The following is a 14948-nucleotide window of genomic DNA, read 5'->3' on the forward strand; positions in this document are numbered from 1 at the left end:
TATTTAATAAGCACCTACTTTTATGGGTGCTTATTTTTTTGAATTTAGTTTATTGGCTAAATCATGATAATAATCTAATAAATGTTCATTACCATATACTCCACCGATATGGCTCGTGCCCATAAATGTTAAGAAAAACTCAAAAGGCCCATAAAACTTTTGAGAAGTAAAATGACGTAATATAAAAATAGTCATTTTTCTTAATACATCTGGTAAGTGGATAATTTTTATTTTCTTATTTAATGCCATGCCTGCAAGTTCAGCAATTTGATTTAATGACAAAATATCAGGCCCACCCACAGAAATTTCTTTCGTAGTATGCCCTATCATTTTAATCACAAATTCGGCTAGATCTTTTCCAGAAATAGGATTTATTTGTTGTTCTCCTGAGCCAAATAAATAGACTTTTCCTGATGAGGCCATTTGTAAGAAATCCCCCATATCACTGAAATAGCCATTTGGCCTAATGACACAATAAGGTAAATTCGATTGTTTCAATTTATCAACAAAACGTTCTTTGGCTTCAAAGATTTTTAATTGGCGGTATTTATCTCCATCAATAGCAGAGATATAAATAAACTGTTGAACTTGTGATTTTATTGCTTCTTCAAGAAGATTTATATTTGCTTGATAATCAACATCCATATAGGTTAACCCCTCTTTTTGTCGAGTGATCCCTATCGTGGAAATAACACAGTCAATATCTTTTGTACTATTTTTTAATTGCTCGGGTTTTGTTATTTCACCAATAAAAATATCATCAACATCAGTAAACAGTGCTGCTTGCGAGCGATTTCTGACTAAAACACGCACCCAATAGCCTTGTGTTTTTAATGCTTGTACAAGAAATCGGCCTAAATAACCTGTTGCACCTGCAACTAATATCCGTTTCATCTCTATTCCTATTTTTTTCATGTTATCAGTAAAAAATAACATCAAAGAGAAAATAATAACAATAGTGTTTTTCCATAAAACCTCTGCATATTCACTATTATTAAAGATAGAAAGAATATTTTAATTTTTACTGTTTTTTGACTTTAACTTATAGCCTCTGAATGCCAACAGGCTATCAATCTGCAATTTTAGATACCCTTTTCTACTATTTAAATTTGTTATTACTATGTTTTATATCGTAATCGGTTTGTATATAAAATAACTTTTAGGACAATGAAGAAAAAATTAAATTTATATCACTCTAAAAAGATTAAACAGTAGATACAAAAAAGCTGAATTCCGATGAATTCAGCTTTTTTAATATAATTTATTCTTGCTGTGATTATTAAATTTCTATTTTTACCAAAATGGTACTTATTAAATTACTGAGATTTAAGCAAATTTAATCATTACCATACCAACCAGTAATAATATAATTCCACCCCATCCTTTATAATTGAGTCTTTGATTAAATAAAATCCAACCGGCGGCGATAGTTGCAATAATTCCGAATGCTCCCCAAAGTGCATAAGCTACCGAAAGCTCTATTCCTTTGACGGCCATTGCCAGTGCACTAAAAGCACCTAACACACAAAATAGTGATAATATTCCTAATCCCATTCGACTAAAACCGTTCGACATTTTTAAGAATATATTCGCGACAATTTCGAGAACTACAGCAAGAATTAAAAATGCACCGTGCCACCATTCAAATTGAGCTAACATAATTAAGCCTCCTTGATATTGGCAGGAATTGGCTTATTCGCTCCTTTTACAGCACTGGCAACATGCTTAGCTTTACCAGCAATACTTTTTACCGATTCTGTTGTTTTCTTAGCAACAGCCGATTTTTTAGTACCTGATTTGATAAGCGTGATCCCTGCAATTAGCATTGCTAGGCCACCTAATTTTAATGGTGAAAGTGATTCACCAAACCACAGGACACTGAATGTCGTAATAATGACAATTCCAATACCTTCCCACAGTGCATATGCTACACCTAATGCCACTTTTTTAACGGCTATGGCTAAAAAGATATAGGAAGTGGCAATCATCAACCACATCACAATCATACCAGTGTAACCACCGCTCACACTGGCGTACTTCATAGATAAAGTACCGATAACTTCACAAACAATAGCTAATGCTAAAAATATCCAATAAATCATTTTTTCATCTCTCATACACATTCGAAATACGCCAAAACGTTTCTTGCGCAGAAGATAGAGAATATGTAGATAGTCTTTCTGGCGGCAATAGAAGCCGAACGTTAAGGCAACGTCGTTTCCTGATAACTCAGGAATTAAGATGAGAGGTTTCTATAATGCGCCACACCAGTAGTGTTCGCTGGATAAAATAGCAGAAAGGAATAACTTATAGGTAGAACGTTTAACTTTGACGCTTTTGGCGCTAGTCATGATTATTTATTCTTTCATCGCACAGACCATCCGCACGATATACTCCGAACCCTCATATAAGATGGTTAAATGTTACATGATATTTCTATCACGCCAAATTATTTAAAGCAATGCTTTTGAGGAAAAATTTTTAGTTAATTGGTTGGTTTTGTTTAAGTTTTAGTTTCCAACTTAAATTAGATTGCATAGTTAATCAGTAGTTTTACGATCCTTCAGCGGTTTTATTCATCTAAAGCACTGAATCTATGCTTATAGGCAAAAAAATACCCAGCAAAACTGGGTATCTTAATCGTCGAATAAACAATAAAGGCGTTATTGATTATTCAATTTCATTCCAAGAACGACCATCACGGGTGATCATTGCAACAGATGCCACTGGTCCCCAAGTACCTGCTTGATATGGTTTAGGTAGCTCATTATCGCATTCCCATGCGTTAATGATTGAATCTACCCATTTCCATGCTTCTTCTACTTCATCTCGACGTACGAACAATGCTTGAATGCCACGCATAGCTTCTAACAATAAACGTTCGTAAGCATCTGCTAGATGCGTTTGATTAAATGTTTCAGAGAAGCTCAAGTCCAGCTTGGTTGTTTGTAAACGGTGTTTATGATCAAGCCCCGGTGCTTTGTTTAGTACCTCGATATCGATACCTTCATCTGGCTGTAAACGAATAGTCAGCTTATTTTGTGGTAACTCTTGATAAGTCTCACTGAAGATATTCAGCGCAGGCTTTTTAAAATAAACCACAACTTCTGAACATTTACTTGGTAGGCGTTTACCTGTTCTTAGATAGAACGGAACACCTGCCCAACGCCAGTTGTCAATATCAGCCCGGATTGCCACAAATGTTTCTGTATTACTGGTTTTATTCGCACCTTCTTCATCAAGATAACCAGGTACTTTTTTGCCTTGTACAAAACCACCAGTATATTGTCCACGAACCGTCTTTTCGCGAATATTGGTGTTATCAATACGGCGTAACGAACGTAAGACTTTCACTTTTTCTTGACGAATACTGTCAGCCGTTAAATCAGCGGGTGGTGACATAGCTATCATAGTCAGGATTTGTAATAGGTGGTTCTGCACCATATCACGCATTTGACCAGCTTGATCAAAATATCCCCAACGCCCTTCAATACCCACTTCTTCTGCAACAGTAATTTGGACATGATCAATCGTTTTATTGTCCCAATTGTTGACAAATAGTGAGTTTGCGAAGCGCAGTGCTAATAGATTTAAAACGGTTTCTTTACCTAAATAGTGGTCAATACGATAAATTTGAGTCTCTTTAAAGTATTTCGCCACACTATCATTAATAGAAACTGAAGACGCCAAATCTGTCCCTAATGGTTTTTCCATTACGACACGATTAGGCTCTTTATTTAATTTTGCATGCCCTAATCCCTGACACATCGCACTAAAGGTGCTTGGAGGCATAGCAAAGTAATAGATAGCCGGTAATTTATCTTGTTTTAGATGCTTTGATAACTCAATGAAATGGTCGGTTTCATTAACATCAAGATTACAAAAATCTAAGCGATCACTTAAGCGTTGCCAAACTTCAGGGTTAATTTCTTCTTTTAAAAAGGTTTTTAACGCTTCATGAGCGACATTTTTATATGCCTCAACATCCCAATCAGCACGACCGACACCAATAATGCGAGAGTCAGGGTGAATATATCCAGCTTTTTCCAATTGATATAATGATGGAATGAGCTTACGGCGTGCTAGATCCCCTTTCGTACCGAAGATAACCAGATCACAGGCCTGAGCAGTCGATATCGCTGCCATAGAACGTCTCCTCATGATGAGATTTTGTAATTTTGTTACAGAATTTTGTATTAATGTACTCTTTTGGATGTATTCAGTAAATACACTTGCACATTTTAGTCTCTAACTTACCACACATATTATAATGCTTCATTTTATGCCTAGTGTTTTATCCTTTCCTGTAACTTTACTACAGTTTTGTTTCTTGTTTTCAACTTTGAAAGTTAGACACACGTCATACTTTAACGAAAAAAGCCCTGTTTACCGATGGTTTACACTGCAAGCCTTGTTCTTTGCGTAGTATATTTTCATAAAACCGTTATAGATTTCTCCTTTTATTGAAATTGGCAAAGCCAAGGATCTGTATATTTAATGAATATATTGGAAAGGGTTCAGTCTAATCTGGACATCTTGAGTAAATCAGAAAAAAAAGTCGCAGAGGCTGTTTTAACTGCGCCACAAACTGTTATCCATTCAAGTATTGCCTTAATGGCTAAAACGGCTGATGTCAGTGAACCCACTGTTAATCGATTTTGCCGACGTATGGCAACAAAAGGCTTTCCTGATTTTAAATTACAATTAGCACAAAGCATTGCCAATGGTACGCCTTATGTAAATCGTAATATTGATGATTCTGATACTGTCTCTTCTTATACCAATAAAATTTTTGAATCCGCAATGGCGGGACTTGAAAACGTTAAAAATAATATTGATATCGCAGCTATCAATCGTGCAGTTGATATTTTGACGCAAGCTAAAAAAATCTCTTTTTTTGGTTTAGGTGCATCAGCAGCCGTTGCTCACGATGCCATGAATAAGTTTTCTCGTTTTAATATTCCTGTCACTTATTTTGATGATGTTGTTATGCAACGTATGAGTTGTATAAATAGTACTGATGGTGATGTTGTGGTTATTATTTCTCATACAGGACGTACTAAAAATTTAGTTGAAATTGCCAAGATCGCACGAGAAAACGATGCGGCCGTTATTGCCATTACAACTCCGAACTCTCTTTTAGCCTCTGAAGCTACCCTTCCTATATTACTTGATGTACCTGAAGATACTGATATTTACATGCCGATGATCTCCCGCCTTGCACAACTCACTATTATTGATGTTCTTACTACCGGATTTATTTTACGTCGAGGACCAAAATTCAGAGATAACTTGAAGCGCGTCAAAGAAGCTTTACGTGATTCACGGTTTGATAAGTAACCGTTTTTAATTATTCTGTTAGTATTGTCACACTTACGATTGTGCCCCTGACTAGATAAGTTTTTGAAAAATGGTAGCATATCTGCGAGCTAACTCTCGCATATAATGAAAACAGTAGTGTATGTTACAATTAGCTTGAAGCGTTTCACTTAACACATTGGATAAAACACAGTCTGATTTCTGTTTTATCCAATTGCCAACACCTTTCGTTCAAGGTCAACGGAGTAATACATGTCCAGACGGCTCAGAAGAACAAAAATTGTTACCACCTTAGGCCCAGCAACAGATCGTGATAATAACTTAGAAAAAATTATTATTGCTGGCGCAAATGTTGTTCGATTAAATTTCTCTCATGGTTCTGCGGAAGATCATCTTGCTCGTGCTAATCGTACGCGTGAAATCGCCGCAAGATTAGGTCGCCATGTTGCTATTCTCGGGGATTTACAAGGTCCTAAAATCCGTGTATCTACCTTTAAAGACGGAAAAGTTTTCCTGAATGTCGGTGATAAATTCTTACTTGATGCAACGCTTGAAAAAGGCGAAGGCAACCAAAATCAAGTGGGTATCGATTATAAAGGCTTACCTGCCGACGTGGTTCCAGGCGATATTTTACTTCTTGATGATGGTCGAGTTCAGTTAAAAGTCCTCAAAGTTGAGGGTTTAAAAGTCTTTACTGAAGTGACAGTTGGTGGTCCTTTATCTAATAATAAAGGCATTAATAAACTCGGCGGAGGCCTCTCTGCTGATGCATTAACAGAAAAAGATAAACAAGATATTATCACTGCGGCAAAAATCGGTGTTGATTACCTTGCCGTTTCATTCCCAAGAACAGGTGAAGATCTTAACCTTGCTCGCCGTTTAGCCCGTGATGCAGGCTGTGAATGCCAAATCGTTTCTAAAGTAGAACGTGCTGAAGCGGTTGCTAATGATGAAATCATTGATGAAATCATTCTTGCTTCTGATGTGGTGATGGTAGCTCGTGGCGATTTAGGCGTTGAAATTGGTGATCCTGAGCTGGTGGGCGTACAGAAAAAATTAATTCGTCGTGCTCGTCAGCTTAATCGTGTCGTTATCACTGCCACTCAAATGATGGAGTCAATGATAACAAATCCAATGCCAACTCGTGCTGAAGTAATGGACGTTGCTAACGCCGTATTAGATGGCACTGATGCCGTTATGCTTTCAGCAGAAACCGCAGCAGGACAATATCCAGCAGAAACGGTCGCTTCAATGGCGCAAGTTTGCTTAGGCGCTGAGAAAATGCCAGCCGCCAATGTTTCTAAGCACCGTTTAGATATGGTTTTTGATACAGTGGAAGAAGCTATTGCGATGTCTACAATGTATGCAGCTAACCACATGAAAGGCGTTAATGCGATTATTGCGATGACTGAATCCGGTCGTACTGCACGCATGATGTCTCGTATCAGTACAGGTTTACCGATTTTCTCAATGTCTCGTCATGAGAAAACATTGAATCAAACCGCACTTTATCGTGGCGTGACGCCAGTTTATTGCAGTACTCACACTGATGGTATTGCCGCTGCTAATGAGGCAATTGGTCGTTTACGTGATAAAGGTTTCTTGGTTTCTGGTGATTTAGTGTTAGTCACTCAAGGTGACCAAATGGGCACTGTGGGTAGCACCAATACATGCCGTATTCTGACGGTTGAATAATACAGAATCCTAAACCTTAATAACAAAACGGACACTTTGTTAAGTGCCCGTTTTTTTAATTTACTTCTTTTTTGTGCAAGGACTAGTCCAAAATATTCTCACGAGCGTAAGGCTCTATTTCACCCTCTTTACGTGTCTTCAGTAATTTTAAGATCCACGTATATTGCTCTGGCGTTGGTGTCACGAGTGCTTCTAACTCTTCATTCATTCTACGTGCAATGTACGCATCATCTTTATCTTCAATATCATCCATTGCTTCACGAACAATAATACTAAGCTGATGTGTTTTATAACAATACACAGGGAATAACGGCACAATAGCCGCTCGGCACACTTTCATTAACCGTCCAATCGCGGGTAATGTCGCTTTATAAGTCCCGAAAAAATCCACAAATTGACTATGTTCGGCACCATGATCTTGATCTGGCAGATAATAGCCCCAGTAACCTTGTCGCACAGAAGAAATAAAAGGCTTAATACCTGCTTCGCGTGAATGTAATCGACCATCAAAATGATGACGTGCTTTATTCCATAGGTAATCAGCAACGGGATCTTTTTGATGATGAAACATCGCAGCCATTTTCTGACCTGTCGATGCTAACAGCATTGCAGGAATATCAACCGCCCACCCATGAGGCACCATAAAAATGACATTACGACCTTGCTCTTTAAAACGCTCAATGATTTCTAGTCCCTGCCAAGATGTGCGCTTTAATATACGCTCAGGGCCTCTTAAACAAAGCTCTGCTAGCATCACAAAGGATTGAGGTGCAGTTTCAAACATATTATCAAGAACTGTTTCACGTTGTGTTTTATTCCATGTTGGAAAACAGTATCTCAAGTTGATATCTGCACGACGTCTTGCGCTTTTCGCTTTACGTCCAACAAAACGACCAATAGAAGCAAGAAATGGATCACGCCATTTTACTGGCATATAAGCTAATGCACTTAATACACCTGCACCTACCCATGTTCCCCAATGACGAGGATGCAAATATGCACGGTGAAAAGTGGGTACATAACCCGCTTTGCTATCTGTATCTTTTTCTTTATTCATCAGATAACTCTCTGAACTGATCCCCCAAAGAGGCGTAAAAAATATTAAAACAAAAGCGGATGATATCAATCATCCGCTTTTATGTCTTTAAAATCATATTTATTGTCAATCAGCTAGCACTAATTGCGGCTTAATCTCTTTTACTTTAGCAAGATATTCTTGTTTATCTTTGCCTGTTAAACCATCAGCACGAGGTAATGTGGCTGTTAGTGGATTGACTGCTTGTTGGTTGATCCACAGCTCATAGTGCAAATGAGGCCCAGTAGAACGTCCTGTATTGCCTGACAACGCAATTCTATCTCCACGCTTAACACGTTGTCCCGGTTTTACAAGTAACTGGCGTAAGTGCATATAACGTGTTGTGTATTGGCTACCATGGCGAATAGCAATAAAGTTACCTGCGGCACCACTGTATTTAGCTACAATAACTTCGCCATCTCCTGTTGCTAATACCGGTGTACCTACTGGCATAGCAAAGTCGACACCTTTATGGGCAGCTAAACGACCTGTAACTGGATTAATACGACGAGGGTTAAATTGAGAAGAAACTCTAAATTGCTTCACTGTTGGGAATCGCATAAATCCACGTTCTAATCCACCAGCTTGGCTATCATAAAAGCGACCATCTTCAGCAAGGAAAGCATAGTAGTCTTTACCAGCGCTACGTAAACGTACACCAATAAGTTCACTTTGTTCTGTACGGCCATCAAGCACTTCACGAGAGAAGAGTGCTGCAAATTGATCGCCACTTTGTAGTTTTTTAAAGTCTACTTGCCATTGTAATGCTTTAGTCACGGCACGTGCTTCTGAATTAGTTAAACCTGCATTCGTTGCACTAACAGAGAAACTTCCACGAATAACACCGGTGGTCACACTGTTTTTCCACTCACCTTTTTGAAACTCTTTTGTCTCTTTAAAGCCCGTTTCTGTACGGGTATAAATACGAGTTTCACGGCGAGAAACGCCCCAACTTAACTCTTTTAGCAACCCATTATCATCGAGCTCCCAACTAATAGATTGCCCAATTTTAAGATTTCTAAGATCTTTATTTTGATTAGAGATAGTTGCAATATCAGCAGAATCAATACCAAACTGAGTCAATATTGAACTTAATGAATCACCACTAGAGACTATATAAGTATGAGGGACTTGCGCAACTGCGGTGCTTGTATCAGTGCCATCTTCCGCACCAACTAACCCTTCATCGGTAAGTTGATCACTACTATCAGTGATAATGTCATCCGTGTTTTCGCCTTGATTGGCAAGCGGCATTTGGATACTGACAGGAACTTCTCGGGTTTGCTCATTTTGAAGAACCACTGGCCGCCAAATTGCGACGGCCAGTGTTGCTGCAGTTAACGAACCGAGCATGATCTTATGTGGGAGTGGTAAACTTAAATATACCTGTGCAATGGATTTCTTCTGCTGCACGTTCTTAATTCCTTATTGTGTTTCATTCAGGCAGCTCGCATATTGGTTAGCTAGTTGGGTAAGGAATTTTATATAGCTCTCTTGAGTCAGAGCAATCCCACTTCCTAGGGGGTCTAACACACCCATTTTAACCCCAGTGCCTTTCGCCACTGTTTCTATTACTGTCGGCCTAAATTGTGGCTCAGCAAAAATGCAAGTTGCTTTTTGCTCAACCAACTGTGTTCGTATTTGATGTAATTTCTGCGCACCCGGCTGTATTTCAGGGTTGATCGTAAAATGACCTAACGGCTTTAAATTATAATGTTTTTCGAAGTAGCCATAAGCATCATGAAAGACAAAATAACCCTTATTTCTCACAGGCGACAGAATATTAACAAGATTCTTATCAGTTTGCTTGAGTTGTTCGCTGAATTTACCTAGGTTTACGTCCAGAAGTTCTTTTTTATCTGGATACAGCGCAATTAACCTTTCGTGGATCTGTTTTGCAGACGACAACGCAATCTCTGGTGATAACCAGATGTGCATATTATAATCACCGTGAGAATGATGTTCGTGATTTTCCTCATGTTTATGCACATTGTCATCATCATCTTTCAATAAAAGCGACTTTATTTCGTCAGTTTCCGCTAAAGCCAACTTATGATTGTCAGTAAGTCTGTTTAATGGCTTATCTAAAAACACTTCCATATCAGGCCCTACCCATACCATCAAGTCTGCGGAGGTGATTTTTTTCAAATCAGAGGGTTTTAATGCATAATCGTGTGGAGATGCCCCATCTGGTAATAAAACGTCCGTTGGTGTTACTCCATCAGCGATAGCAGCAGCAATAAATCCTAATGGTCTAATGGAAACGACGACATCAGCCTGCACTGAAGCACTGAATGAGCTTATCATCGCTGTCGCTAAAAATGATTTCAATAAAAAACGGTGCGCAAATTTGTTGTTTTTATGTAACATAGGAAGAATTCTCGTGAATCATCATTGGAAATGTTATATTATAACGTTTCAATGATTCTGCAAGTGCTAATTTTATGTCTGACTTGATTTGTTTAAAATCGGTTTGTGTTTCTTTTGGTGAAAGAGAAATTTTAAAAGATATCTCTTTTGATCTAAAAGCAGGCCGTATTCTTACTTTACTTGGCCCTAATGGTGCCGGTAAATCTACGGTTATCCGTTTAGTTCTTGGTTTATTAAATCCAACCTCAGGAAAAATTGAGCGTCAAAATGCCCTACGTGTGGGCTATGTGCCACAAAAACTTTATCTCGATCCTACAATGCCACTCACCGTTAAACGGTTTATGACACTAAAACCAGGTGTTCATGATAAAGATATTCTCCCTGCTTTAGAACGAGTTAATGCGTCGAAATTAATCGATCAGCCTATGCAGAAACTTTCTGGTGGTGAGTCTCAACGAGTCTTGTTAGCAAGAGCGTTGCTTAATCAACCCCAACTTTTAGTTTTAGACGAACCCACTCAAGGTGTTGATGTTAACGGTCAATTAGCACTTTATGATTTGATCAATCAACTTCGTCACGAACTAGGTTGTGCCATCTTAATGGTTTCTCATGATCTTCATCTTGTGATGGCAAAAACAGACGAAGTCCTCTGCTTAAATGGCCATATTTGCTGTTCAGGCACACCTGATGTTGTTTCTTCACATCCTGAATTTATTGCCATGTTTGGAAGTCGTGGTGCTGAACAACTTGGTATTTATCGTCATCATCACCAACATAGTAAGGAGTGTCGTCATGATTGAGTTGCTGTTACCGGGTTGGATTGCCGGTATGCTCTTAGCCATGGCGGCGGGCCCTTTGGGCTCTTTTGTCGTTTGGCGTCGTATGTCTTATTTTGGTGATACCTTAGCGCACGCTTCACTACTTGGTGTTGCATTTGGTTTGCTGTTTAATATCGAGCCTTTTTACGCTGTTATTGCAGTCACCCTTCTTCTCGCTATTCTATTGGTTTGGTTAGAATTAAAACCTCAACTCTCTGTCGATACACTTTTAGGGATCATGGCACACAGTGCACTTTCTTTAGGGCTTGTGGTCGTCAGTTTAATGTCGAATGTGCGTGTTGATTTGATGGCTTATCTGTTTGGTGATTTGCTGTCAGTAAACTATCAAGACGTTATCAGTATTTTTATTGGTGTTGTGATTGTTTTATTTGTCATTATTCGCTCATGGCGCCCCCTGCTCTCCATGACAATCAATCAAGATATGGCATTTGTTGATGGTGTAAATATTCAGCGAGAACGCTTAAAGTTAATGATGATCACCGCGTTAACCATTGGTTTAGCCATGAAATTTGTAGGTGCGCTGATCATTACTTCTTTACTAATCATCCCAGCGGCAACAGCACGTCGTTTTGCTCGTTCTCCTGAACAAATGGCTCTGATTGCAATCGCTGTTGGTATGTTGGCAATTACGGGCGGTTTAACCTTCTCTGCTTTCTATGACACCCCTGCTGGCCCTTCTGTTGTTTTAGCCGCAAGTTGCCTATTTATCTTGAGTTTATTTGCACCCACTAAACAGTAATTATTTCCCACCCATTAGATAAAATAAAACCTCAACAACGCAGTGTTCTTGGGGTTTGTTTTTATCTTTTATAATTGAATATCTGAAAATTAATTTTTCTATTTTTTATTTAATTCAGCTTCATCTATGGGAGCATAAATTAACACATGAACATCCGCTAAAGGTTCCATTGCGCTTTTAATTTTTTCATACACTATAAACCATTCTAGGCCACCTAAACCCGCCCCTAAAGGTGGGATAGCAATAGATTTAATATTACGCTGTTTAATTTCATCAACCAGTGTAATTAATCCAGCTTCAATATCTTCAATACAACTTGCATTTCGCCAGTGTCGTTTTGTTGGGAAATTGACAATAAAACGAGGATGAGTCGCTTTTTGTATCTCATAAATAAACATTACACCGGGTGTCAGCTCTTTATTTTTGCACGCTAAAGCATAAGCTTTAAAATTATCAGGCCATGCTTTTTTAAACTGTAAGGCGATACCACGCCCCATTACACCAACACAATTAACGGCATTTACAATCGCCTCAGTGTCTGCATGTAAAAGATTGCCTCGAGTCAGTTCTATCATTTAAATCACCTTCAGCTTCATACTGATATAAATATTAAGGCTCTTCTACAATACGATTAAAATGACGATAGGCGTGATTAGTGGCAACTCGACCTCTTGGTGTACGTTGAATAAAACCTTGCTGAATTAAATAAGGTTCTAATACGTCTTCTATAGTTTCTCGCTCTTCACCAATAGCTGCCGCAAGGTTATCTAATCCTACTGGGCCACCCATAAATTTATCAATGATGGCAAAAAGAAGTTTACGATCTAAGTAGTCAAAACCTGCCGCATCCACATTCAACATATCAAGCGCTTTAGAAGCAATCTCTTCATCAATGGCACCATTACCTTTTACTTGGGCAAAGTCTCTTACACGGCGCAATAATCGATTCGTAATACGCGGAGTGCCTCGTGAACGCATAGCAATTTGGCGAGCGCCTTCGTCTGTCATCTCTAATCCCATAAAACCGGCACTACGAGAAACAATGTGCTGGAGATCGTCAACATTATAAAACTCAAGGCGTTGAACAATACCAAAACGATCACGCAATGGAGATGTTAAAGAGCCCGCTCGGGTGGTTGCACCCACTAAGGTAAATGGAGGTAGGTCGATTTTAATTGAACGAGCCGCTGGTCCTTCACCAATCATGATATCGAGTTGATAATCTTCCATTGCTGGGTAAAGGATCTCTTCAACAACGGGTGAAAGACGATGGATTTCATCAATAAACAGCACGTCATGAGGTTCAAGGTTAGTTAGCATAGCCGCTAAATCACCCGCTTTTTCAAGCACTGGGCCTGATGTCGTACGTAAATTAACGCCCATTTCATTAGCAATGATATTTGCTAATGTGGTTTTACCTAATCCGGGAGGTCCAAAAATAAGCAAATGGTCGAGTGCATCATGACGCAATTTAGCCGCCTGAATAAAAATCTCCATTTGTTCTCGAACTTGCGGTTGCCCAACATATTCGGCAAGAGATTTAGGGCGGATAGCCCTATCAATAATTTCTTCTTCAGGTTGTTGAATTTCTGCTGAAATCAGGCGATCTGCTTCAATCACAATGTGTTACTCCTAAATAGCCGCGCGCAACGCTTCTTTAATAAGTGTTTCGCTATCTGTACCCAGTTTTGCCACTTTGCTGATCATTTTTGCAGCTTCTTGTGGTTTATAGCCTAATGCGATTAATGCAGCAGAGGCTTCAGCTTCAATATCAGCCGCTTTTGGCGCTTTAGGTGAAGTGCTTTCTGGTAGCTCGATATCACTATTTTCGAATAAATCACCATTAAGACCTTTAAAACGATCTTTCATTTCAACCACTAAACGCTCAGCGGTTTTTTTACCTACACCCGGTAATTTCACTAATGAAGTGATAGATTCATTTTCAATAGCAGTCACGAATTGGCGAGCAGACATGCCAGATAGAATGGCTAAAGCGAGTTTAGGCCCCACACCATTTACTTTAATCAATTCACGAAAGAGTGCGCGCTCTTGTTTTTGGTTAAAACCATAAAGTAATTGAGCATCTTCGCGTACGATAAATTGCGTGTAGATAATGGCTTCTTGGCCAATATCAGGCAATTCATAAAAACAGGTCATTGGCATATTGATTTCATAACCTACACCATTACCTGCCTCGATCAGCACCACTGGTGGCTGTTTTTCAAGAATAATTCCTCTGATACGACCTATCACACTAATGCCTCCGCAAAAATAATTACGCCAAGTTTATAACATAAAAAAAGCTGGACGTATATCCAGCTTGTGAAAAACCAAAGACATTTACCAAGATAACAACTTATCTTAACCGACCTCGCGTTAAAACCAGACGCGGATCACCTACACGTAATAAATTTTGGTTAAAGTGACAATGTGTAATCGCAATCGCTAGTGCATCGGCAGCATCTGATTGTGGTGCGGCGGATAATTTTAATATTGAACGCACCATATGTTGCACTTGGCTTTTTTCAGCCGCACCAGTACCCACTACGGTCTGTTTAACTTGGCGAGCCGCATATTCAAAAACGGGTAGATCGTTATTAACTGCCGCAAGTATTGCTACACCACGCGCTTGCCCAAGCTTGAGAGCAGAATCAGCATTTTTAGCCATAAACACTTGCTCAACCGCAAACACATCTGGCGAAAACTGAGTAATGATTTCGCTAACACCTGCATAAATACGTTTAAGTCGATTTGGAAGGTCGGGAACTTGTGTGCGAATACAACCGCTTCCCAAATAGATAAGTTGTCGCCCTTGCTGTCGAATTACGCCGTAGCCTGTAACACGCGAACCGGGGTCTATACCTAGAATGATAGCCATATCAATTCCTGTTGCCGATATGGTCGATGGCGA

Annotated in this window: 15 protein-coding genes; 4 read left to right on the plus strand and 11 right to left on the minus strand. The window is 39.1% G+C overall.

Annotation, left to right across the window (positions count from 1 at the left end; genetic code table 11):
- Positions 1–30: 30 nt before the first annotated feature.
- From NBG71_RS04640 to zwf, 4 genes are all read right to left on the minus strand, one after another.
- On the minus strand, positions 31–894 hold the full coding sequence (locus tag NBG71_RS04640; RefSeq protein WP_075671085.1) for an SDR family oxidoreductase: 864 nt from the start codon (positions 892–894) through the stop codon (positions 31–33).
- A 432-nt stretch (positions 895–1326) separates the two neighbouring features.
- Positions 1327–1659 carry a multidrug/spermidine efflux SMR transporter subunit MdtI gene (gene mdtI / locus NBG71_RS04645; protein ID WP_023582084.1) on the minus strand — a complete coding sequence of 111 codons (333 nt, stop codon included), beginning with the start codon at positions 1657–1659 and terminating at the stop codon, positions 1327–1329.
- Positions 1660–1661: 2 nt separating this feature from the next.
- Positions 1662–2102 (minus strand): multidrug/spermidine efflux SMR transporter subunit MdtJ, encoded by a 441-nt coding sequence (mdtJ, locus tag NBG71_RS04650; protein ID WP_075671146.1) that lies wholly within the window; start codon positions 2100–2102, stop codon positions 1662–1664.
- 568 nt (positions 2103–2670) lie between these two features.
- A complete protein-coding gene (zwf, locus tag NBG71_RS04655; protein ID WP_075671083.1) occupies positions 2671–4146 on the minus strand; it encodes a glucose-6-phosphate dehydrogenase in 1476 nt (491 codons plus the stop codon).
- 351 nt (positions 4147–4497) lie between these two features.
- Here zwf and NBG71_RS04660 point away from each other — a divergent pair, with 351 nt between their 5' ends.
- Together NBG71_RS04660 and pyk are read left to right on the plus strand one after the other, a co-directional pair.
- On the plus strand, positions 4498–5340 hold the full coding sequence (locus NBG71_RS04660) for a MurR/RpiR family transcriptional regulator (protein ID WP_075671081.1): 843 nt from the start codon (positions 4498–4500) through the stop codon (positions 5338–5340).
- Between the two features lie 231 nt (positions 5341–5571).
- Entirely contained in the window at positions 5572–7014 is a 1443-nt protein-coding gene (gene pyk, locus NBG71_RS04665) for a pyruvate kinase (RefSeq protein ID WP_075671079.1), read from the plus strand.
- 82 nt (positions 7015–7096) lie between these two features.
- Here the strand turns inward: pyk and lpxM are convergent, their stop codons facing one another.
- The 3 genes from lpxM to znuA form a co-directional block, all read right to left on the minus strand.
- Complete coding sequence (lpxM, locus tag NBG71_RS04670) at positions 7097–8071, minus strand: lauroyl-Kdo(2)-lipid IV(A) myristoyltransferase (protein WP_250916583.1); 975 nt, start codon at positions 8069–8071, stop codon at positions 7097–7099.
- Positions 8072–8176: 105 nt separating this feature from the next.
- Positions 8177–9502, minus strand: a complete 1326-nt coding sequence (mepM, locus tag NBG71_RS04675) for a murein DD-endopeptidase MepM (RefSeq protein ID WP_099660353.1) — start codon at positions 9500–9502, stop codon at positions 8177–8179.
- 12 nt (positions 9503–9514) lie between these two features.
- On the minus strand, positions 9515–10459 hold the full coding sequence (gene znuA / locus NBG71_RS04680) for a zinc ABC transporter substrate-binding protein ZnuA (protein WP_075671073.1): 945 nt from the start codon (positions 10457–10459) through the stop codon (positions 9515–9517).
- Between the two features lie 74 nt (positions 10460–10533).
- On the opposite strand from znuA, the gene znuC reads away from it, so the two are divergent.
- Positions 10534–11259 carry a zinc ABC transporter ATP-binding protein ZnuC gene (gene znuC / locus NBG71_RS04685; RefSeq protein WP_075671071.1) on the plus strand — a complete coding sequence of 242 codons (726 nt, stop codon included), beginning with the start codon at positions 10534–10536 and terminating at the stop codon, positions 11257–11259.
- Positions 11252–12037, plus strand: coding sequence for a zinc ABC transporter permease subunit ZnuB (gene znuB, locus NBG71_RS04690; protein ID WP_075671069.1), 786 nt, complete (start codon positions 11252–11254; stop codon positions 12035–12037). Before znuC ends, znuB begins: the two co-directional genes overlap by 8 nt.
- Before the next feature lie 98 nt (positions 12038–12135).
- On the opposite strand, the gene NBG71_RS04695 is transcribed toward znuB, so the two are convergent.
- The 4 genes from NBG71_RS04695 to ruvC all read right to left on the minus strand — a co-directional run bounded on the left by NBG71_RS04695 (position 12136) and on the right by ruvC (position 14915).
- On the minus strand, positions 12136–12612 hold the full coding sequence (locus NBG71_RS04695) for a macro domain-containing protein (RefSeq protein ID WP_250916584.1): 477 nt from the start codon (positions 12610–12612) through the stop codon (positions 12136–12138).
- 34 nt (positions 12613–12646) lie between these two features.
- A complete protein-coding gene (ruvB, locus tag NBG71_RS04700; RefSeq protein WP_075671065.1) occupies positions 12647–13657 on the minus strand; it encodes a Holliday junction branch migration DNA helicase RuvB in 1011 nt (336 codons plus the stop codon).
- 12 nt (positions 13658–13669) lie between these two features.
- The gene (gene ruvA, locus NBG71_RS04705) at positions 13670–14290 is read right to left on the minus strand and encodes a Holliday junction branch migration protein RuvA (RefSeq protein WP_075671063.1); all 621 of its coding nucleotides are present in this window, start codon (positions 14288–14290) and stop codon (positions 13670–13672) included.
- 103 nt (positions 14291–14393) lie between these two features.
- Positions 14394–14915 carry a crossover junction endodeoxyribonuclease RuvC gene (gene ruvC, locus NBG71_RS04710; protein WP_006536599.1) on the minus strand — a complete coding sequence of 174 codons (522 nt, stop codon included), beginning with the start codon at positions 14913–14915 and terminating at the stop codon, positions 14394–14396.
- Positions 14916–14948 lie beyond the last annotated feature (33 nt).

Source organism: Proteus sp. FZP2095 (genome assembly GCF_023701425.1).
Lineage (GTDB): Bacteria > Pseudomonadota > Gammaproteobacteria > Enterobacterales > Enterobacteriaceae > Proteus > Proteus cibarius.